This is a genomic window from Terriglobales bacterium (assembly GCA_035454605.1).
Lineage (GTDB): Bacteria > Acidobacteriota > Terriglobia > Terriglobales > Acidobacteriaceae > DATMAB01.
Genome location: DATIGQ010000199.1, coordinates 13,836 through 34,535 on the forward strand (window position 1 = coordinate 13,836; position 20,700 = coordinate 34,535).

A 20,700-nucleotide genomic window follows, 5' to 3' on the forward strand; every position below is an offset into this window, starting at 1 on the left:
CAAGAGCAGAATTGTGACATGCTTTCTGTCGGGCCGACCAGCAAAGCTGCCATGGGGTCCCGGACTATCTAGATGCCGTCGAACAGTTTCGGTGTAAGGCGGGCTGTTGGTGCACTCGCGCTGATTCTCGCCGCAACCTGGTTGGGGCTGGCGACGGCACGCGCGCAGCCGCCCAGCCCGCAGGCCCAGGCTTCCAGTGCCCGCAAACAACAGCGGCTGGCCGACGCCTATAAGAGAGCTCAGGAAGCGATTGAACGGCGCGACTTCGCGGCTGCCGCCCGCGCCTTTGACGATGCCGTACGGCTCGACCCGCGAAGTCCGGAGGCCCAGAACGGACTGGGCTGGGCGCTGCTGGCCCAGCGGCTCTACGAACAGGCGATTCCGCCCTTGCGTGCGGCAGTGCGCCTGCGGCCCGATTTTGGCGCAGCCCAGCGCAATCTGGGCGAAGCGCTCTCCGGATCAGGCCGGCGGGACGAAGCGCTCACCCACCTGCGGCGCGCAGCAGAACTGGAGCCCCACGACCCCGACTCACACCGTGCTTTGGCACGCCTGCTGGTCAGTCAGAGAAAACTTCCCGAGGCCATTGCCGAACTTCGCCGCGCCGTCGAACTGGGGCCGGGCCGCGCCGACCTGCGCGACGATTACGGTTCCGCTCTCGCCCAGGACCAGCGTATGCCGGAGGCGGCCGAGCAATTCTCCGAGGCCGTCCGCCTCGATCCCCGCCTCGCACAAGCGCACTTCCATCTCAGCATCGCGCGCTGGCGGCTGGGAGATGCCGACTCCGCTTTGGCCTCTCTGCAGACCGCGCTGGATTTGAATCCCCAGCATGCGGACGCGCGCTATTACCTCGCCCTGGTCCTCGACCGCAAGGGGCAGCGGGAGGAGGCGATCGAGCAGCTTCGCCGCGCCATCGAGCTGAAGCCCGACCATGCCCAGGCGCACAACCGACTGGGACTGCTGCTGCAGAGGGCGGGCGAGCCGGAGGGTGCGATCGCCGCTTTCCGGCGCGCGCGAGAACTTGACCCGGACAATCCCGAGATTCCCAACAACCTCGGTTTGGCGCTTCTGCAACGCGGAGACGCGAATTCCGCCATCGAGCAATTCCGCACCGCCATGAGCATGAACCCGGCGGACGCTACGTTCCGCGGAAATCTGGGCATCGCCTATCTGCAACAAGCCGACTTCGATTCCGCCATCGCCGAACTGCGTGGCGCGCTCGCGGTCGCTCCCCGGATGGCCCCACTGCATTACAACCTGGGCTTGGCGCTGAAACTGAAGGATCAGCTCCTGGAGGCGATGGCGGAATTCCGCCGGGCCATCGAACTCGATCCTCAGCTCGCGGACGCACACTACACGCTGGGCGTCACCTACTGGCAGCAGGGCAGCTTCCCTCAGGCGGCCGACGAGCTGCGCGCCGCCATTGCCATCACCCCGGAATATGCCGAGGCACATTACACGCTGGGCACGGTATTGAAGCAGCTCGGAAACCTGCCCGAGGCCGCCACCGCCCTGCGCGAAGCCTTGCGCCTGCAGCCCGATTTCGCCGGCGCCCACACCACGCTGGCCGCCGTTCTGGAACAACTGGGCGATCCGGAAGGCGCCGCCGCCGAACGCAAGGCTGCCGAACAGATCACGCGCGAGAAGACCGCCCTGCAAGCCGCCATGTTCGCGACCAACTCCGGTCTGCGCATGCTGAACGCAGGAGACCTGGACGGAGCCATCGGACAATTCCAATCGGCAATCAAGTCCGCACCCGATTACGCGCTCGCCCACTACCACCTCGGTCAGGCGTTCAGGCGGAAGGGACAATCTGCCCAAGCCCAGGGCGCCTTTCAACGAGCAGCCGAACTGGATCCGAAGCTAAAACCGCCCGAACATTGAGTTGTGACGAACGACGCTAACCTCTTGAAAAATCTTGACAATGGCGCGTTCAGTCGATAAGCTTTCGCGCCATCTAGAGCACCCGACCGGGTAGCTGACGTCAGGGGGAGACGATGCGCGTCAAACGACTTTCCTCGGGCCTTCTGCTTTTGGCTTTGATCTGCGGTTTCCTACTTCTGTCGCCGAAGCGGGCTGCGGGCCAAGCAGTCTTCGGCCAGATCTATGGTGTAGCCATCGACCCGGCTGGGGCGGCCGTGCCGGGGACCAAGGTTACCGTGACCTCGGTCAGCAAGGGCGCCACTCGAGAAGTGACCACCAACGAGACCGGCAACTACACCGTCACACACTTGATTCCCGACACTTACGATGTGCGTGGCGAGGCCCAGGGCTTCAAGGTTTTTGAGGTCAAGGGCATCAAGGTGTTTGCCGACCAGGGCGCGCAGGTCAACATCAATCTCCAAGTGGGCGCCGCCGTCGAGACGGTCACGGTGACCGCCGAAGACGTCCCGCTGCTGAAGACCGACCGGGCCGACGTAGCCACCACGTTCTCCGAGAAGACCGTGACGGAGCTACCGGTTTCCCTCGGCCGCAACTTCACCGATTTGCAGCTCCTCACGCCCGGCACGCAGAAGCTCACCTGGCAGCACGCTTCCAGCGAGAACCCGCAAAGCAGCACGCAAATCTTCATCAACGGCCAGCACTTCAGCGGCACCTCGTTCCAGCTTGACGGCACCGATAATCGCGACCCCATTCTTGGGATCATCGTCGTCAACCCCACGCTGGAATCGGTGACGGAAACCAAGATCGCCACCCAGAACTATGACGCCGAATTTGGCCAGGCGCTGGCCGCCGTCATCACCGCCCAGACCAAGTCGGGCAGCAATGAGCTGCACGGCAGCGCCTACTGGTTCCGGCACAGCGACGAGCAGCAGGCCGTGGACGCCACCATCGGCGTTGACCCCATCACCGGAAGGCAGATCGCCGATGCGTTGCATAACCAGTTTGGCGGCACGCTGGGCGGCCCCATCCTCAAGAACAAGCTGTTCGTGTTTGGCGCCTACGAAGGCACGCGGGACAAAGTCGGACGCGCCGCCCAGTTGAGCGTCCCGACAGACTTGGTGCGCAGCACCTGCCTGAACCCGGCCAGCCTGGTTTGCGACCTGAGCGAATACACAGCGCCCATCTTCAATCCTTTCACCGGCGACCCGGGGCTTGACGGTGTTATCGGTACTCCGGATGACCCGGGAACCGGACGCACACAGTTTGCCGGGAACATGATTCCCAGCAACCTCTTGTCACCCCAAGCGGTGGCCCTGTTGTCCCTGCTGCCCTCTGCGAGTGCAGCCGGCACGCTGGGCAACTTCACGGCTACGGGCACGGGCGGATTTAACGCCAACCTGTTTTCCATCCGCACCGACTACGCGGCTACCGACCGGCTGCACATCTATGGGCGCTACAGCTTTGCCCAGTACGCCCTCAGCGGCCGGGGCGCCTTCGATACCGACAGCATCGCGGTGGGCGGGCGCGGCCTGGGCACCAACGGTTTTGCCGGCCAGTCCAACACTCGCAACCAGAGCATCGCCGCCGGCTTCGACTACAGCTTCAGTCCCAGCCTGCTGATGGATTTCCGCTTCGGCTGGTTCAAGTATCGCGTGAATGTAAACCCCAACGGTTTGGGAACCACGCCGGCGACGGATGCTGGCCTGGCCGGCCTGAATTTCGGCAATGACTTTACCTCCGGCATGCCGGCGTTCTTCATCGGCGACCAGGGCCAGGAGGGCGGCGATATTGAGTTCGGTTATGCGCTGGCCGACCGCCTGACGCGCTGCAACTGTCCGCTGATCCAGAACGAGGACCAGTTCCAGTTCGTCAACAATTGGACCAAGATCCACGGCAACCACGCCATCAAGTGGGGCGCCGACATCCGTTACGCGCGCAACCTGCGCGTGCCCAGCGACCGGCATCGCGCCGGCGAGCTGAGCTTCGACCGCCGGTTCACCTCCGATAACGGCACCGACGGCCTGGGCATTGCCACCTTCCTGCTGGGTGGTGTGACCCGGTTCACGCGTTATCCTCCCGACTCCCCCACCGATGCCGGCGAGCGCCAGAAGCGCTGGTTCTTCTACGGGCAGGACACCTGGCGCGCCACTCCCAAGCTGACCGTCAACCTGGGATTGCGCTGGGAGATCTACTTCCCGGAGAGCGTCACCGGACCCGAGAAGGGCGGGTTCCTCGACCTCGACACAGGCAATATTCGCGTGGCTGGGGTCGGGGGCATCAGCAGCAACATGGATGTGGAGAACAGCTTCAGCAACTTTGCCCCGCGCCTCGGCATTGCCTACCAGGTCACGCCCAAGACCATTCTGCGCATGGGCTACGGCCGCAGCTTCGATATCGGCGTGTTCGGCTCCATCTTCGGGCACGCGGTAACCCAGAACCTGCCGGTCCTGCCCATTCAGGAGAACGATAGCGCCACGGCCAACGCGCAGGAATTCAACCTCTCGGATCCGGGTGGGGTGCCCGGAGTGGCTCCACCGGTGGTTCCTTCCGATGGCTTGATCCCGTTGCCAGACGGCATCTTCCAGCGGGCGCGCCCCAACCGCATGCGGCTGCCCACGGTGGATGCGTGGAACATCACCATCCAGCGGGAGATCACGCCCACGCTTTCTGCCGAGATCGCCTACGTCGGCAACAAGGGCACGCACGTCTTTGCCGGAAATGGCCCCGCCTTCAATGTGAATCAGGCTACGGTGGTCGGCTTCCCCACGGTTTCCAACAACGATCGCAAGCTCTTCTTCCCGCTCTTCGGTTGGACACAGAGCATCGATTACTTCGGCAACCTGGCCGACAACAACTACCACGCCTTGCAGATGAAGGTGGAGAAGCGCTTCTCCAAGGGCTACCAGTTCCTGGCCCACTACACCTGGTCGCAGGCCTTCAACGAAGACGCCGATTACTTCCCCATCAATCCGCGAGTGAACTATGGCCCCAACGACCTGAACCGGCGGCACGTGTTCGTGTTCACCAATCTGGTCGAGTTGCCCTTCGGCCGGGGCAGGAAGTTCGGTAACGACGTCGGCCGAGGGCTGGATTACCTGATCGGCGGCTGGCAGATCAGCAGCGTGACCAACTGGAGCGGTGGCATTCCCTTTTCGGTGCGGTACGACGAATGCGGGGCGGATCGGGACACCGGCCCGTGCCGTCCTGACCTGATTGCGGGCGTTGACACTGGGGATGAAACTGGCTGGCTGCCGACCGGGGCATCGCTGACAACCAACGGATCCAACAACGGTCCCTGGCAGCGGCCGCAGGTGGGCGAGTTCGGCACGAGCGGACGCAACTCCTTCCGCGGGCCTCAGTTCTTCAACACCGACCTGTCGATCTTCAAGAACTTCACCATCACGGAGCGCGTGCGGGCCCAGTTCCGCTTCAACGCCTTCAACGTGTTTAACAAGGTCAATTGGGGTACCCCCAACGTCTTCTGGTCCGAGTTCGGTTTTGGCGGAGACAACTGCGTCGATTGCAACAAGCCCATGACCATCGACCACCACGGTGGCACCATGCGGCAGTTGCAGTTCGCTGCCAAGCTCACCTTCTAGACGAAAGTTGGCAACAGTCCAAGGGAGCCCAATCGGGCTCCCTTTTTGTTGCTCTCATGGCCCGCAAGGCGGACGCTATACTGGTGTGGTTGTGGCCTACACATCACAACGCAGGTTTCAGCCGAAAGCCTGTCTGCTCCTGGCACTGCTGTTGGTCGCCTGCAGTCTGGCCGCTTCCCAGCAGGAAACCTCCGATGCTCCGGCCGGCACCCGCACGCTGATTAAGGAAGGCAAGCTGGACGAGGCCATCGTGCGGCTGGAGGACCTCGCACGCGCCGACTCTGCCCGCCCAGGCCTTGCCCGCGAGTTAGGTGTGGCGTACTACCGCCGGGGCGAGCATGCGCGCGCCATCCCGCATCTACAGCAAGCCCTGAAGGAAGACCCTGGCGACCGGGAGGCCACGCAGCTCCTGGGGCTTTGCTACCACTTCATCGGCAGAATGGCCGACGCCATCCCGCTGCTGGAGAAGGTGCGCTCGTGGATGCCCTCCGCGAACGTGAACGCCGATTACGTACTCGGCCTTTCCTACATCCAGATCAAGGACTTCGAGCGCGCCCGCGGGGCCTTCGCGTCCATGTACGGCGTTCCGCCGGACTCGGCAGCTGCGCATCTCTTCCTGGCCCGCATGCTGCTCCGCCAGGAGTTCGATCCGGTGGCCGAAGAGAATGCGCTCAAGGCGGCGGAACTCGACCCCAAGCTGCCGGGTGTCCACTTCCTGCTGGGCGAGCTGTATGTGTTCAAGTCCAGGATCCCGGAAGCGATTGCCGAATTCGAGAGGGAGCTCGCCCTCAACCCCGGCCACGCGGCCACCTACTACAAGCTGGCCGACGCCTACACCCGCATCCAGAAATGGGATGAGGCGCAGCGCCTGTTGCAGAACTCTATCTGGCTCGATTCCACCGCCAGCGGGCCGTTCGTGCTGCTGGGCAAAGTGCTGATGAAGAAAGACGAGCACCAGCTTGCCCTGCGCACCTTGCAGCGCGCCGTTCAGATGGATCCCAACAATTTCGTGGCGCACCACTGGCTGGGGCAGGCTTTCCGGGCGGTGGGCAAGAATGAGGATGCCGAGCGGGAATTGCGGCTCGCCCAGGAACTGCAGTCCCAGCAGAACTCCGGCCGCTAGGTAGGCGGCAACTCGGTCTAGCGCTTGTCGGCAGCCCCTGCGGCAGCACGTGGTGCATCTGTTGCCAGCCGGTTCACTTCTTCCTGCGGGAGCTGGTGGAGCAGTTCGAGGAACACGCCGTTCGTCCACCCGAAGCCGATGACGTTCTCCGCGTAGCCGACCTTCACCTGTGTCTCGGAAGAACGAGTCACCACGTTGTACTTCTCGCGGATGGTGCCGTCCCGCCGAAAGTTTTCCAGCACACTGGAGAGAAATTCGTAGGAGACGCGGTCAGCGTCTTCGGCGAAACCATAGCGCCGCAAGCCTTCCGCGGCCAGGAGCTGGATCGGCGCCCAGCCATAGGGATAGTCCCACTGCGTGCCGGTCTCATTGCGGCTCATGGCCAGCCCGCCCGGGTGCTCGAAGCGCCCCAGGTTTCGTGCCAAGGCTCGGGCCTGCTCCGGCGTGGCCAGCCCTGCCCAGAGTGGGTAGAACGTGGTCGCGTACTCGTATGACGACCGCTTTCCGGTCGTGAAATCGTAGTCCATGAACAGCCCGCGCGCTTCGTCCCACAGGTACTTCTGCATGTTCTCCTTGCGCCGGGCGGCGCGCTCTCGCCATTCGCGCGCATCCTGTTCCCGGCCCAGCATCCGGCTGATTCGCTCCAGGTCGGTCTCTGCCTTGTAGAGCAGGCTGTTCAGGCAAACGGGCGCGTAGTGGTGCGTCTGTCCGCTGAACGGGCCGAAACGGAAGGAGATGTCGAAGCCCGACTCGCGCATCGCGCGGTCTCCCTTGTAGTAATCGGGAACAAGGCCCAGGGAATAAACAGGGTCACAGCGGTCGGCGCCTCCCGGACGCTTCTCCGGGTTGCAGATATAAACGGGAAACTGGGGGCCGGGCGAGTCTGCCGCGCTCTTGGGGTTCACCACCACGAACGGCTTTGCTCCTTCCCAATGCAGCAGGAAGTAGCGCAGCGCTCCCCGATAGTCGCTCAGGTCGCTATCGTCGATTTCCGGCACCGGCCCTTCGCCGAAGTCGTAATAGCGGGAGAGGCCGGTCTCGCCGGCGAGCTTCGGCCCGGTCGTCCACAGGCGGTGATCCTGTACCGCATAGTCGTAGGCCTTGGCCAGCCATTCCCGCTTGGCGCTTTCCGGACGCGGGTCCGCTTCATAGACATGAAGAATCATCGAGGTCAGGAAGGGCGGCTGCGAGCGCGTCAGGAAATACGTGCGATTCGCGTTGAGGACAGCTCCATAGTGCTCGATCTCGAAGAAGAAGTTCTCCACCATGCCGCGCGCCAGCTCCAGTCTTCCGTCGCGGAGCAGTCCCAGCAGAATGAAGTAGCTGTCCCAGCCATACATCTCGTTGAAGCGTCCGCCCGGTACGACGTAAGGGTGCGGAAGGTACAGGACCCCGTGCGTGCGGATCTGGCGCATGTCCACTTGACCTAGGCGCTCGATTTCATGCGGCAGGCGATCCACCCGAAGACCGGCGCATCGCTTCTCCAAATCGGAGACGTTGCCCGGCGTCTCCAGTTCGGATGGCAAATACAGCACCGACAGATCGCCGACTTTGGGATCGTGCACGACGGCGCAGTCGCTCATGGAGCGCGTCAAGCGGTCCCAGCCTTCCTGGATGTAATGTGAAACGTCCTCCAACCCTCGTGGCGGGGCCGCCGGATTCTCGGCCCCCAAACACGGCAGCCAGAGAGTGCACAGCGCTGCCGCCAGCAGCCACGCCGCGCGCCCTCGCCGCCAACGCTTCTTGCCCGGCGCGAACCACCCCCGCCAGGACTCGCCGATGTACCGCGAGCTTCGGATTCCGCTCACTTCACCCTCCGTCAGCCAGTCTGCGAGCGCCTATTCTATGTCATCGCCATGGGGCTGCGATGGATCGAAGCCAGGGAGTCAGCTAACCACGGCCCCTGGATCGTGTCACCCGGCCGAAGCTGGTTGAGCCATCGCGTGGCATGGTGTAAAGTTCCGGCTTCATGTGCAGCCCGGGGGAGGCTGCCGCCTGGACCGACTGCGATGATACAGACAGCTAACAACGCCCTGACCCACCGCGCCCTGGAAACCCTGGATCTGGTCATCATCGCGGTGTATTTCGTCATCGTTTTCGCCATCGGTTTCTACTTTGCGCGCCGCGAGAAGACATCGGCCGATTACTTCCTGGCCAGCCGCAACGTGGGCTGGTTCGCCATCGGCGCTTCGCTCTTCGTCTCCAATATCTCGACCGAGCACTTCATCGGTTTGGCCGGATCCGGAGCCACCTCCGGCCTGGCGGTCGGCCACTTCGAGTGGCTCGCCTGCCTGATTGTGCTCATCCTGGGCTGGGTCTTTGTGCCGTTTTACCTGCGCTCGAACGTGTTCACCATGCCGGAGTTTTTGGAGCGGCGCTTCAACCGGTCCTGCGCGATTTACCTGGCCGGCATTTCCATCATCGCTTATGTGTTCACGAAGATTTCCGTGCACCTCTACGCGGCGGCGGTCGTGCTGGAGCGAGTAGTGGGCTGGAGTCCGCTGACCGCCTCCATCATTTTGGTTGTGCTGACCGGGATTTACACCATTGCCGGCGGCCTTTCCGCGGTGATCTATACCGAGGTCCTGCAGACGCTGATCCTGATTGCGGGTGCCGTGGCCTTGACGGTGATCGGGCTTGAGCGCGTCGGAGGATTCGAAGGCTTGCGGGCAGCGGTCCCGCCTGACTACTTCCACATGATGAAGCCGATGAGTGATCCGGAGTTCCCGTGGACCGGGATCTTCATCGGTGCTCCCATCCTTGGCATCTGGTATTGGTGCACCGACCAGGTCATCGTGCAGCGCGTACTGTCGGCCAAGGATGAAGGCCATGCCCGCGGCGGGTGCATCATGGCCGGCTACCTCAAGATTCTGCCCGTGTTCATGCTGGTGCTTCCCGGACTCATTGCGCTGGCCCTCTACCCGGGCGCTTTTCACGTCGTGGATGGGCGGGTGACCAACGGCGATGTCGCCTATCCCACGCTGGTGATCAGCCTGCTCCCTACCGGGCTGGTTGGAGTCATGATCGCGGCCCTGCTGGCGGCGCTGATGGGCTCGATGGCTTCGGTTTTCAATTCGGCTTCGACGCTGGTGACGCTCGACTTCTACAAGAAGGTGCGGCCACAGGCCAGCGAACACCAACTGGTGTTTATCGGGCGCATCGCCACCGCCGTGATGGTGTTTCTCGGAATCCTGTGGGTGCCGTTCATCAACCTGCTGAGCGCGCAGTTGTTCATCTACCTGCAGAGCGTGCAGGCCTACGTGAGCCCCCCTATCGCGGTCTGCTTTCTCCTGGGGATCCTCTGGCCGCGCTTAAACGGCAGCGGCGCCATCAGTTCCCTGTTGACCGGATTCGTGCTGGGTAGCGTGCGCTTCGTGCTGGAGGTGCTGGACAAGACCCGTCACTACGAGTCCTCTGCCGTCCGCTGGCTGGTGGATATGAATTTTCTCCATTACGCCATTCTCATGTTCGCGGTGTGCGCCGCGGTCCTGATTGTGGTCAGCCTCATGACGGCCGTCCCCGACCGCGCCAAGCTCGCCGGGCTGACGTTCGCCACCCTGGGTGCGAAGATCGACGTCAGCACTCTGCGCGACCCCTCGGTGCTGGATTACAGGCCGGCGCCCGAAACCACTCTCGAACACCGCATCAACCTGGCCATGAGCGCCTTGCTGGTGATCACGGTCGTAGCGCTGTGGATCTATTTTGCGTAGGAGAAGAAAGCGCTTGGATGTGATCCGTTCCTTGCGTCCGAACCTGAGCCGTGAGCAGGCCCTCGCGCGCTGGCGGCGCCCAGGCTTCCTGGGGCGATGGCTGGGTCGCGGCCCCTTGCGCTCGCTCGCCGAGGTGTACGTTCCGTTTCGGCTCTACCACGTGGAGATACGGAACGCAGGCAAATGCGACCGTCGCCTGCTGGCTCTGGACTCGGTCACCGGGACGCTCGACCTCTACGGCTTCGACCATGTTCCCGAGGCCGAGGAAACCATCGCCGTAGAGACGCGTAACCATCCGCGGCCCGCCATCGATGCGGATCGGGCGCGGGATTTGGTGGTGGAAAAAGTGCGCCGGCTGTTGTTTCTCACCGGATTCTTCCGGATTCGAGACTTGACCGTGCGCGTGGAACCGCTGGACTTCGAGTTTTATGTCCCGTACTGGGTGGGATTCTTCGGCCGTGGACAGAGTCCCCGCCTGGCCGTGCTGGATGCCGTCCGCGGCAGTCCCGAAGGCGCCAAGATGCGGGCACTGCTCCACGACTGGCTGGCCCATTAGAACCGCTGCAGGACGGAGGCGCGTCCTTAGCGAGCGCTCCCGGCCTCCGCAATCACCACCCCGAACGGCTCTAAAGTCACGTTCCGAAGATCGATATCCTTGGCGTCTGAGGTGCGCAGCAGCGGCTTCGCCGAACTCCCGCCAAGCTGAGTAGGACTGAACGAGACCTTCTGCGGCGAAGCTGTCATGTTCAGCAGCACGACCCCCGTCTTGTCCTTCGACTTGCGCGCGTATGCCAACACGCTGTCGCTGTCTTCGAGCAGCGGCACGTACGCTCCCTCGTAGAATGCGGGATGGCTGCGGCGCAGAGTGATGAGCTGTCGATACCAGTTCAACATCGACTTCGGATCCGAGGTCTGCGTCTCGACGTTCTTCGTCTTGTAATTCTCGTGCACCGGGAGCCAGGGCGTGGCGCCGTCGTTGAAGCCGGCATTCGCGCTCGCGTTCCATTGCATAGGGGTGCGTTCGCCGTCGCGCCCCTTTTCCTGGGGCCAACCGCGCTGGCCGATCACGTCCTTAACGTCTTCCTTGCGCTTGGGATCGTTGTTTTCCATCGCAATCTCCTCCCCGTAGTACAGGACGGCGGTACCACGGAGGGTCAGGTACAGCGCGGCCATCACCCTGGCGATCTTGTCGTTGTTTTGCCCGTCGCCATAACGATCGATATGCCGCCGGATGTCGTGATTGCTCAGCACGTAGACCGGCCAGCCGCCTACCGGGTTGCTCTCGATCACCCTGATCTTCTCGCGGAAGGCCGCGGGCGAGAGCCGGTTGATCACGGTCAGGTTGAAGTACATGGGCATATGCACTTCATTGTTCTTCGGCCCATAGTAGTCGGCCAGTTCTTCGGCCTTGTTGGTCCAGGTTTCGCCCACCAGCACCCGCCCGTGAAACTCATCCACCACGCGGCGCAGCCCCTGCAATTGGGTGTGAACCTCGGGCAGCTTGCTGTCCATGACGTGTCGTTGGTTCGGATCGCCGTAGGCGTTCTTGCCGGGATCGTTCGGGTTGTCGCGAAAAGCCGGGTCCTCGAAGAGCGTGTCTACGGCGTCAAGGCGAAAGCCGTAAACGCCTTTCTTGAACCAGTAGCGCACGACGTCGAACATTTCCTGTTCGACTTTCGGATTGCGCCAGTTCAGGTCCGGCTGCTGCGGATAAAAGAAGTGGTGATACCACTGGTCCGTCCGCGCTTCGTAGGTCCAGCCCGAGCCCCCGAACAGGGAGATCCAGTTTGTGGGCGGCTGGCCGGGACCCTGGCCGTCGCGCCACACATAGTAGTCCCGATAGGGATTGTCCCGCGATTTCTTCGACTCCTGAAACCATTTGTGCTGGTCGGAGCTGTGGTTCATCACGAAGTCGAGGATGATTTTGATGTTGCGCTTTTCTGCCTCCGCGATCAGGCGGTCCATGTCCGCCAGCGTGCCGTATTGGGGATCGATGTCGCGATAGTCGGAAACGTCGTAGCCGAAATCGACCTGCGGGGAGGGAAAACAGGGGGTGATCCAGATCGCGTCTACTCCGAGCGCCTGCAGGTGGTCGAGGTGCTGGGTGATTCCCTTCAGATCGCCAACACCGTCATTGTCGGTGTCCGCGTAGCTGCGCGGATAGATTTCGTAGAACACGGCGCGCTTCCACCACTCGGCATCCTTGGCGAATCGGTTCGGGGGAACAGTGATCGCGGGCTTCTGAGCGATTGCGGTGGAGCGAGCGGCCGCTCGGACGGCGGGCGCTCCACCGACCTCTCTTGCGGCCGGTTGCCCCGGTGCGGCGAGGGAGCAACAGGTGATCAGGATCAGGCCGGCAATCTTGCGCAGTAGTAGCGTCCTCATGGACCCTCCCCGTAGAGGCAATGAGTATACGGCGTGGCGTGGAGTCGGGATGGCAGTGCTGGTGGGTCGGCCTGAACCAGCGACCTGGCAACGTGATTCCGTTTCCGCCCACTGACAGCAAAGAAAATCAATCACTTGGCTCGGCGGAATCCTCAGCGCAGCGAGTCTCACGGTCCCCGTCGTCTCCTGCTCTTGGGCGGCAGGGATCGAACGGAACGCAGACCCTGCTGCATCCGCTCCGCCCATTCGCCTTCACATTAGGCGCAGGCATTCCCTTCGTCCGACACGGTACTGCTAGACTGTGCAAAGCCGCCGCGGAGGGATGCGTGAGCGGTTGAAACGGGCGGTCTTGAAAACCGCTAGAGTCGAAAGGCTCTCCTGGGTTCGAATCCCAGTCCCTCCGCCAGAGCTCCTCGCTTGTTTCGCCGGTTCGCGTTCCGGTGATAGCATCCTTCGTCCAGCGGCGACTGCGTCCACGGAGGAAGGTGCTTGCTGACCCGAAAGAACCTGCTGGCCATCGGGATCCTGGCCGTGGTGTATTTCGTGGTCGGCAAGCTGGGGTTGCGCCTGGCATTCGTGCATCCCAGCGCGTCGGCGGTTTGGCCGCCTTCGGGGATTGCGCTGGCGGCGGTGTTGATGTTCGGTTCGCGGGTGTGGCCCGGCATCATGCTGGGCGCGCTCCTGGTGAATCTGACGACCGCGGGCTCGTTGGCGACCTCCCTGGGCATAGCCGTAGGAAACACCCTGGAAGCGGTGGTGGGCGCGCACCTGGTGAACGAGTTCGCGGGCGGCCGGCAGGCTTTCCAGCGCGCCCAGGACAAGTTCAAGTTCGCCATCCTGGCCGGCATGGTCAGTACCACCGTAGCTGCCACCTTCGGCGTTACCAGTCTTGCTCTGGGGGGCTTTGCGCCCTGGAACCACTACGGTTCCATCTGGCTGACGTGGTGGCTGGGCGACGCAGTGGGGATCGTAGTGGTGACTCCGCTGGTGATTCTGTGGGCTACTCGCAACCATGAGCGCTGGACGGTGATGCGGGGTGTGGAAGCCGCGGCCCTGGCGGTCTGCCTGCTGCTGGTGAGCCATCTGGTGTTTGCCGGGAATATCCTGGCCCCCAAGCGCTACCCGCTGGAGTACCTGTGTCTGCCGTTCCTGGTGTGGGCGGCCTACCGCTTCAGCCCGCGGGAAGCGGCCACGGCCATCCTGCTGCTGGCCACAGTGGCGTCGGTGGGCACTTTGCGCGGCTCCGGACCCTTCGCGCGGGCGACGCCGAATGAGTCTCTACTGCTTCTGCAGTCTTTCCTGGGGATCGTGACGGTGATGACGCTGGCGTTTGCGGCCGCACTGGCCGAACGAAGGCGCGCCGAGGAGCGCGCCTACTACCTGGCCATCACCGATTCGTTGACCGGGCTGGCCAACTACCGGCGGCTGATCGAGGAAATGGAAGCGGAGATACGGCGCTCGGCGCGCAGCGGCAAGCCGTTCGCGCTGCTGCTACTGGACCTGGACGAACTGAAGAAAATCAACGACGCACAGGGCCACCTGGTAGGCAGCCGCGCGCTGTGCCGGGTGGCGGACGTGCTGCGCGCCCAATGTCGCGATATCGACACGCCCGGGCGCTATGGCGGGGATGAGTTCGCCGTCATTCTTCCCGAGTCAGGCTCCACTGCGGCCAGCCAGGTGGCCAGCCGCATCTACGAACGCCTGGCACGCGACGGTGAGCAACCAACCCTCTCCGTAAGCATCGGCGTGGCCGAGTATCCGCAGGACGGGGAGACCGTGGAGGCTTTGCTGCGCGCCGCCGACCGCGTCCTCTATGAGATGAAGAAACGACTGCATCGGGAAGTGACCTGAGAACCGGGCGAAACACGTCATGGCGGAAGCCGAACCGTTCTTCGATGACTCCAGCGATCCGCCGGTGCGCGGACATGTTCACCACCCGGCGCACCCTTCCGGTGATGGTCTTGCGTTGACGCACGGGGCGGGATCGGACTGTCGCGCGCCGCTGCTGGTTGCCGTGGCCGAGGCCTGCGCCGCAGCGGGCATGATCGTACTGCGGTACGACCTGCCTTACCGGCAAGCGCGACCCAAGGGACCACCGCGCCCTGGCGATGCGGCGCGTGACCGCGAGGGCATTCGACGCGCCGCCGGCCTGCTGCGCAGCATGGCGGCAGGACGCGTTTTCCTGGGCGGACATTCCTACGGCGGACGGCAGTCGAGCATGGTTGCCGCCGAAGATGCCGGCCTGGCGAATGCCTTGCTGTTGCAGTCCTATCCGTTGCATCCACCCGGGCGGCCGGAACAGCTCCGGACCGCTCACCTTTCACAACTTGGAATGCGGGCCTTCTTTGTGCACGGCTCGCGCGACGCTTTCGGCTCCCTGGAAGAGATGAAGGCTGCCCTCAAGCTCATCCCCACAGCGACACGGCTGTATCCGGTCGAAGGATCGGGACACGACCTGGGCTTCCGCCGCACGCGGGGCATCGACGTGGCGGCGATGGTTCGGGAATTCCTCGCGTTCCTTGGCTGACCCCGGCGCGAACTCCGGCGCCCCGATCCTGCAACATTTCGCATCTTCATAGCCGCAAGGTGCATCTTTTGCATTTCGGCAATGCGGCGTCACACATCATGGTGAGCAAGATTGTCGGTCGAAAGGAGGCACCGCTAGCATGGGAATGAACTCCGCAGGATGAGCCGCTCGTCGCGCGGCTCACGTGGTCGCAGCATGGATTGCATCTTCGGAGGCACTGGAACACATCATGAAGAACCGTAAACTCATTTGGTTTCTCCTGTTAGTCGTCGCGCTGGTCGTGGTGTTCTGGCCGCGCAAACCACAGGCTCCCGCGCCGGCTCCGCGACCGCAGCAGGCCGCGATGCAACCTGCGGCCCGCCCGACTGGCACTACGGTCGAGATCAAGGCACCGCTCGGACTGGCTCCAGTCCCCATTCCCGCGGACAACCCGCCGACCGCGGCCACCATCGCGCTGGGCCGCCGGCTGTACTACGACCCCATGCTCTCCGTGGACAACACCGTTTCCTGCGCGACGTGCCACGACCCGAAGTTCGGATTCTCAGACGGCAAGTCGTTCTCCGAGGGCGTAGGCAAGAAGACGGGCACGCGCAACTCGCCGACGGTGTTCAATGCCGCCTATTACAGCGTGCAGTTCTGGGATGGGCGCGCGCCCAGCCTGGAAAGACAGGCCGAGGGGCCGGTGCAGAATCCGGTGGAGATGGTGCATACGCTCGAAGGCTGTCTAAAGCGGCTGGAAGCCGACCCGTCATACAAGCAGGCGTTCGAGGAGGCGTTCGGGCCCGGACCCATCACGTTCGACATGGTGGGCAAGGCCATCGCCAGCTTTGAGCGCACCGTGGTCAGTGGCGACTCGCCCTTCGACCGCTACTTCTACGGCGGGCAGAAGAACGCACTCAGCGCTTCGGCGCGTCGAGGCCTGGAAGTCTTCCGTGATCCCGCGAAGGGCAACTGCGCGGTGTGCCACACCATCGGCGAGAAAAACGCGCTGTTCAGCGACGACAAGTTCCACAACATCGGCGTGGGGGTGAAAAACGGCCAACTCACCGACCTGGGACGCTACGGGGTGACCAAGAAAGACGCCGACCGGGGCGCCTTCAAGACGCCATCCCTGCGCAACGTGGCCCTGACCGCGCCCTACTTCCACGACGGCAGCCGCAAAACACTCAAGGAAGTCATCGACTTCTACATCGGCGGCGGCAACTCCAACCCGCACCTCGACAAGGAAGTAAAGGTGCTCGACTTCCTCAGCGGCCAGGAACGCGCGGATCTGCTGGCGTTCCTGGAATCGCTGACGGGAACCATGCCGCCCGACGTCGGCCCGCCGGAAGAAGAGAAGAAAGCGGCAACCAACACGAGCGGCAAGAGCGGTAACTAGCGTGACCAGGGGAGACGCGGCTGACGTCGTGGGGGCGTCAGCCGCTTTTTTCAGAAGATTTATCGCCCCGAATCCAGGTGCCAGCCGGAGTTCACCCAGTGGCCGTCGCGGCGGATGAAAATCTCCGTGCCACGGCCCGAGTAGCGTTCTCGCTTGCCGCCGTTTTCCAGTTCGAAGGCCCACTTGGTATACAGGATGGCGACGTCTCCGTAGACCTGGATGCGGGTTTCAGGGAACTCGAGCGCGACCAGCTTCCCGCCCGAGGTCACAAAGTCTTTCGCCGCGGTGATGGTGGACTGTGTATCCACCCAGGCCTCCTCTCCGGCGTTGATACCGATGAGTTCGGGCGGCAACACTTTTTGTAGGGCGACTTCATCGGCGACGAAGTAGGCGCGCCACACAGCTTCGCGCTCCGCCAGCAGTTGGCGCCGCTCCTCCTCGGCAAGCTCACGCAGTGGTGGCGCGGCGCCGGCAAAAGTCACCACATCCGGATGAGCGGCCACCTGCGACGCTACCTGGTCCCACTCGCCATTTTCCTTGGCATACAGATCGAGCACGCGAAGGGTGGTTTGTTGGGGCGAGCCATTCACATCGAGCGTGATATCGGCGATGTAGGGAACGATGGCGAGATCGCCACGAAAGCGGACATCGAAGTCGCGCATGCGGTAGGCGGTGATGCGAACCGGACTGGCCAGGATGGCATCGGCTTCGCGCATGTATTCACCGATACCGCGGATGATGCCGCGGGACCGCGTAAGGAAGCCCCGCCACTCCCTGGCGTGGGTGGCTTCGACGGTGGCGCGATCGCGAGCCATGTAGGCGTGAAAGACACGATCGATATGGGCGCGAATGGCCTCCCGGTCGGCCGGGCGCATTTCCGCGGGAGCGGCGGCAGCGTCGCTCGCGGCCGCTCCTGCCGCCATCAGCGACGCCAGTAGAAATCCGGTTGCAATCATCAGATTCCTCCTCCTTCGGGCACCAATCTGCCGGGGGCAGGGCTGTCCCAGCTTGCGTTTTCTTGCTGAATCCGCCGGGCCGACTTGCACTTTCTTGCGATTCCTTGGGTGCCGCGCCGCATCTATGACTGCAGCTGCCAGAGGAGGTAGACTAGCTGTCGTGATTCGCCAGGTTCCATTGGCCGGTACCGGGCAGGTTGCGCTGGCCCGCTTTGACCATCCCCACACGGTCCCGCATCACGACCCGCACGAAGAAGTAGCCCCGGACTTCACGGTGAACTTCGTCGAGCAGGGCGCTTTCCGTTACACGGCTGGACACGCCCACTGGCGTTTGGAAGCCGGTACGGCGTTCGTGGTTTCGCCCGGCCTGGTCTACCGTTGTCGGCACGAAGAACAGTTCCCCAGCGACGTTTGCCTTTCGCTTGTCTTCCACGATGGTTTGGCCGAGGACGTCCGCAGAGCGGCGGGAGTCCCGAGGTGGCCGAGCCTGTTGGTCCGGAGGAGTAGCAACCGGCTGGGTTATCTGAAGTGGCTGTTGGAGCGGACTCCGGCCGACGACGGCATGGCGCTCGAGACAACCGCCGGCGACATCTTGCGGGCAACACTCACGAACGCAGCGACGTCGACGCGCGCGGTTTCGACCCGCCAGCTTGCCTGGTACGCCGAGCGTGTGCGCGCGGTCTGCGACATCTTCGAGAAAGACCATGCGCAGGACCACTCCCTGGCCTCGCTGGGACGTAGGGTGGGAATGAGTCCGTACCATTTTGCGCGCGTGTTCCGGGACCTGACGGGGACGCCGCCCCACCGCCGCCTGCTGGAGATCCGGTTGCAGCGCGCCGCCGAGCGACTGCGCGACGGCTGCTCCGTGACCGACACCTGCTTTGCCGTGGGCTTTTCCAACCTGAGCCACTTCATCCGACTCTTCCGGCGGCGCTTTGGGACTTCTCCTTCGCGCTACGCGTGCTCGGCAAGGACGCGCACCTAGCCACGGCTGGGCCTGCGGTATCCTCTTCCTTCCCAAACCGTGATGACGCTCCCCATCCGAGACCGCGACCGGGTGTTCGTGCTGACGGGCGCGGGTGTGAGCGCCGAGAGCGGCCTGCCGACGTTCCGCGGCGCCGACGGGTTGTGGCGCGGCCACCGCGTGGAAGAAGTAGCGTCACCCGCCGCCTGGCAGCGCAACCCACAGATGGTTTGGGAATTCTATTCGTGGCGACGCGACGTGCACCGCACGGTGCGTCCCAATCCCGGTCACCTGGCGCTGGCCCGGCTTGAGGAACGGCTGGGTGAGCGCATGTTCCTGTGCACGCAGAACGTGGACAGCTTGCATGAGCGGGCAGGTTCGAAAAGGGTCGTCCACATGCATGGACGTCTGCTTGAGAGCCGCTGCGACTGTTGCACGCGGCCGCCCTTGGAGGATACGCGCAGCTATACGTCGTTGGACGACGTGCCCCGCTGCCCGTGCGGAGGCCGGTGGCGGCCGAACATTGTCTGGTTCGGAGAAGTGCCGATGCACCTGGATGAGATTCTGGCTGCGATCGGGCGCACAACCCTGTTTCTCGCCGTGGGCACCTCGGGAGCGGTCTATCCGGCGGCGAGCCTCGCACAGGCGGCGCGGCAGGCCGGCGCGCACACTTTCTACATCGGCCCTGAAGAACCGCTCAACCGCTATGCGTTCGATGAGTGCTTTCTGGGAAAATCAGGCGAGGTATTGCCGGAGTTGCTGGATGTCGGGTGAATAACAGAATGGGATTGGGACAGTTCGATGAAAGGCTGGCCTACAATGCGATTATCCGCAGGCCTACGAGCACGCCCACCACGGCGATTAGGACACCCAGCACGCCGAGAATCCTCTCCCAAAGCTTCGCGTCAAGGCCGCTACTACCAGGGGCTAATCCGTGACCCGCCAACCTCTTGGCAAGTCGCTTGGCAAAGTATGCCAACGCAAAACCAGCGGCCAGGAGTGCTGATCCAAGTGCCCACAGCTCGAGGACATCCATAGTCTCGTCGCGAGAAACGGTGAGTTGAAAGCTTTTCAGCCAAGGCTTATAACCTGCAGCAACAATAGCGATCCGATGACCGAGAAAGCTAGGCCAGTGATCGACGCCCAAATTTCAAGGGCGGAGGAATCGAATTTCGGGCCAGGGATCGTTCGCTGGAATCGTTCATACCTTCCCACAGCGTCCTTCCGAAAGATCAGACAGTATAGGCCGAAGAGAAGAAACATGATTCCCCAGGCTCGTGATTCCAGCGGCGAACTGGCCGCGAGAACGTCGGGATAAAGTAGGGCGGAGAATGTCATGCCTGTACTTTCAACGGGTTCTACCTACTGCTCTTTCCTCTCGGCCCTCAAACGGTCACGGGGTGGCTTTGCCATTCGTACCTCAGGGGCAAAAGCCCTCTTAGAAGGAACCTCTCGGCACGGCTAAAGCAGTGCCCTCCCAGTCTCGACCCATGACTGCATGGCGGAACCCATGCCCTCTGGCCCTCACGCCTTGCCGCGCATCTTCGCTAACCACCAGCGAACCCCTACGAACAAAAAACGTGGGTCCTTGAAGAATTCCGGCGGCTTGCCCTCAAAGGCATGGCCAACGAACTGGAAGATCCAGCCCACCACGAACATGGCGAGCGCGATCTTCCAAAGTCCGGCAATGAACCACTCCCCGATCAGCACGAGCAACGAAAGAACAATCATAGGAATCCCGATGGTGTGGCAGAACCGGTTCACGGGATGGGTATGGCTGGTGGCGTATTGCGCTACCCATTCTTCACTGCTGCGAGGAGCCATGGCTTTTCCTGCTCGAGGAATTCATCTTACACGCGATGGTTTCCCTTCCCAAGACTGCCTAGGCCTGAATGGCCGAGTGGCCCGTTACGACCACCGGCACCGCCGACCGGAGATGCAGGTCGCGCTGCGGGAAGGGGATGTGAATGCCCTTCTCGGCGAAGGCCTGGAAGATAGCGAAGTACAGGTCACTCTTGAGTGAGGGCGGCGAGGGCACCTTGCTGGTAGTGAATACACGCAGATGGAAATGCAGGGCGCTGTCGCCGAATTCGGTGAAAATCACGTCGGGCTCAGGATCTTGCAGAACGTCGGGATTCTGCCGCGCCACCGCGAGCAGTGTCTCGCGCACCTGATCA

At 63.0% G+C, this 20,700-nt stretch carries 15 protein-coding genes and 1 tRNA gene; 11 read left to right on the forward strand and 5 right to left on the reverse strand.

Going from position 1 to position 20,700, the window contains the following annotated elements; translation table 11 throughout:
* Positions 1 to 72 precede the first annotated feature (72 nt).
* The 3 genes from VLE48_13950 to VLE48_13960 all read left to right on the forward strand — a co-directional run bounded on the left by VLE48_13950 (position 73) and on the right by VLE48_13960 (position 6,603).
* Entirely contained in the window at positions 73 to 1,881 is a 1,809-nt protein-coding gene (locus tag VLE48_13950; GenBank protein ID HSA94113.1) for a tetratricopeptide repeat protein, read from the forward strand.
* Between the two features lie 113 nt (positions 1,882 to 1,994).
* Positions 1,995 to 5,480 carry a TonB-dependent receptor gene (locus VLE48_13955; protein HSA94114.1) on the forward strand — a complete coding sequence of 1,162 codons (3,486 nt, stop codon included), beginning with the start codon at positions 1,995 to 1,997 and terminating at the stop codon, positions 5,478 to 5,480.
* Between the two features lie 151 nt (positions 5,481 to 5,631).
* The gene (locus tag VLE48_13960; GenBank protein ID HSA94115.1) at positions 5,632 to 6,603 is read left to right on the forward strand and encodes a tetratricopeptide repeat protein; all 972 of its coding nucleotides are present in this window, start codon (positions 5,632 to 5,634) and stop codon (positions 6,601 to 6,603) included.
* 17 nt (positions 6,604 to 6,620) lie between these two features.
* Here the strand turns inward: VLE48_13960 and VLE48_13965 are convergent, their stop codons facing one another.
* Positions 6,621 to 8,411, reverse strand: a complete 1,791-nt coding sequence (locus tag VLE48_13965) for a trehalase family glycosidase (GenBank protein HSA94116.1) — start codon at positions 8,409 to 8,411, stop codon at positions 6,621 to 6,623.
* Positions 8,412 to 8,612: 201 nt separating this feature from the next.
* Here VLE48_13965 and VLE48_13970 point away from each other — a divergent pair, with 201 nt between their 5' ends.
* Complete coding sequence (locus VLE48_13970) at positions 8,613 to 10,313, forward strand: sodium:solute symporter (GenBank protein ID HSA94117.1); 1,701 nt, start codon at positions 8,613 to 8,615, stop codon at positions 10,311 to 10,313.
* Between the two features lie 13 nt (positions 10,314 to 10,326).
* Positions 10,327 to 10,869, forward strand: a complete 543-nt coding sequence (locus VLE48_13975; protein HSA94118.1) for a hypothetical protein — start codon at positions 10,327 to 10,329, stop codon at positions 10,867 to 10,869.
* A gap of 26 nt (positions 10,870 to 10,895) precedes the next feature.
* Here VLE48_13975 and VLE48_13980 read toward each other — a convergent pair whose 3' ends face one another.
* Positions 10,896 to 12,698 (reverse strand): alpha-glucosidase, encoded by a 1,803-nt coding sequence (locus VLE48_13980; GenBank protein ID HSA94119.1) that lies wholly within the window; start codon positions 12,696 to 12,698, stop codon positions 10,896 to 10,898.
* Between the two features lie 316 nt (positions 12,699 to 13,014).
* On the opposite strand from VLE48_13980, the gene VLE48_13985 reads away from it, so the two are divergent.
* From VLE48_13985 to VLE48_14000, 4 genes are all read left to right on the forward strand, one after another.
* A tRNA-Ser gene (locus tag VLE48_13985) sits at positions 13,015 to 13,104 on the forward strand.
* An 83-nt stretch (positions 13,105 to 13,187) separates the two neighbouring features.
* A complete protein-coding gene (locus VLE48_13990) occupies positions 13,188 to 14,549 on the forward strand; it encodes an MASE1 domain-containing protein (protein HSA94120.1) in 1,362 nt (453 codons plus the stop codon).
* Between the two features lie 19 nt (positions 14,550 to 14,568).
* Entirely contained in the window at positions 14,569 to 15,225 is a 657-nt protein-coding gene (locus VLE48_13995; GenBank protein HSA94121.1) for an alpha/beta family hydrolase, read from the forward strand.
* A gap of 229 nt (positions 15,226 to 15,454) precedes the next feature.
* Positions 15,455 to 16,603: a cytochrome c peroxidase gene (locus tag VLE48_14000; GenBank protein ID HSA94122.1), complete on the forward strand. Its 1,149-nt coding sequence runs from the start codon at positions 15,455 to 15,457 to the stop codon at positions 16,601 to 16,603.
* Between the two features lie 59 nt (positions 16,604 to 16,662).
* Here the strand turns inward: VLE48_14000 and VLE48_14005 are convergent, their stop codons facing one another.
* Positions 16,663 to 17,559: a nuclear transport factor 2 family protein gene (locus VLE48_14005; protein HSA94123.1), complete on the reverse strand. Its 897-nt coding sequence runs from the start codon at positions 17,557 to 17,559 to the stop codon at positions 16,663 to 16,665.
* A gap of 160 nt (positions 17,560 to 17,719) precedes the next feature.
* Between VLE48_14005 and VLE48_14010 the strand changes: the two genes are divergently transcribed.
* The gene (locus VLE48_14010; GenBank protein ID HSA94124.1) at positions 17,720 to 18,544 is read left to right on the forward strand and encodes a helix-turn-helix domain-containing protein; all 825 of its coding nucleotides are present in this window, start codon (positions 17,720 to 17,722) and stop codon (positions 18,542 to 18,544) included.
* A 42-nt stretch (positions 18,545 to 18,586) separates the two neighbouring features.
* Positions 18,587 to 19,297, forward strand: a complete 711-nt coding sequence (locus VLE48_14015; protein ID HSA94125.1) for an NAD-dependent deacylase — start codon at positions 18,587 to 18,589, stop codon at positions 19,295 to 19,297.
* 750 nt (positions 19,298 to 20,047) lie between these two features.
* Here the strand turns inward: VLE48_14015 and VLE48_14020 are convergent.
* Together VLE48_14020 and VLE48_14025 are read right to left on the reverse strand one after the other, a co-directional pair.
* On the reverse strand, positions 20,048 to 20,347 hold the full coding sequence (locus VLE48_14020; GenBank protein HSA94126.1) for a DUF962 domain-containing protein: 300 nt from the start codon (positions 20,345 to 20,347) through the stop codon (positions 20,048 to 20,050).
* A 58-nt stretch (positions 20,348 to 20,405) separates the two neighbouring features.
* Positions 20,406 to 20,700 (reverse strand): hypothetical protein (locus VLE48_14025; protein ID HSA94127.1); only part of this gene is annotated, 295 nt, incomplete at its 5' end.

Bases quoted from the DNA above. Each gene is read 5' to 3' on its own strand.
- VLE48_13950 (HSA94113.1), top strand. From the start codon at position 73: ATGCCGTCGAACAGTTTCGGTGTAAGGCGGGCTGTTGGTGCACTCGCG.
- VLE48_13955 (HSA94114.1), top strand. From the start codon at position 1,995: ATGCGCGTCAAACGACTTTCCTCGGGCCTTCTGCTTTTGGCTTTGATC.
- VLE48_13970 (HSA94117.1), top strand. From the start codon at position 8,613: ATGATACAGACAGCTAACAACGCCCTGACCCACCGCGCCCTGGAAACC.
- VLE48_13980 (HSA94119.1), bottom strand. From the start codon at position 12,698: ATGAGGACGCTACTACTGCGCAAGATTGCCGGCCTGATCCTGATCACC.
- VLE48_13995 (HSA94121.1), top strand. From the start codon at position 14,569: ATGGCGGAAGCCGAACCGTTCTTCGATGACTCCAGCGATCCGCCGGTG.
- VLE48_14000 (HSA94122.1), top strand. From the start codon at position 15,455: ATGAAGAACCGTAAACTCATTTGGTTTCTCCTGTTAGTCGTCGCGCTG.
- VLE48_14005 (HSA94123.1), bottom strand. From the start codon at position 17,559: ATGATTGCAACCGGATTTCTACTGGCGTCGCTGATGGCGGCAGGAGCG.
- VLE48_14015 (HSA94125.1), top strand. From the start codon at position 18,587: ATGACGCTCCCCATCCGAGACCGCGACCGGGTGTTCGTGCTGACGGGC.
- VLE48_14020 (HSA94126.1), bottom strand. From the start codon at position 20,347: ATGGCTCCTCGCAGCAGTGAAGAATGGGTAGCGCAATACGCCACCAGC.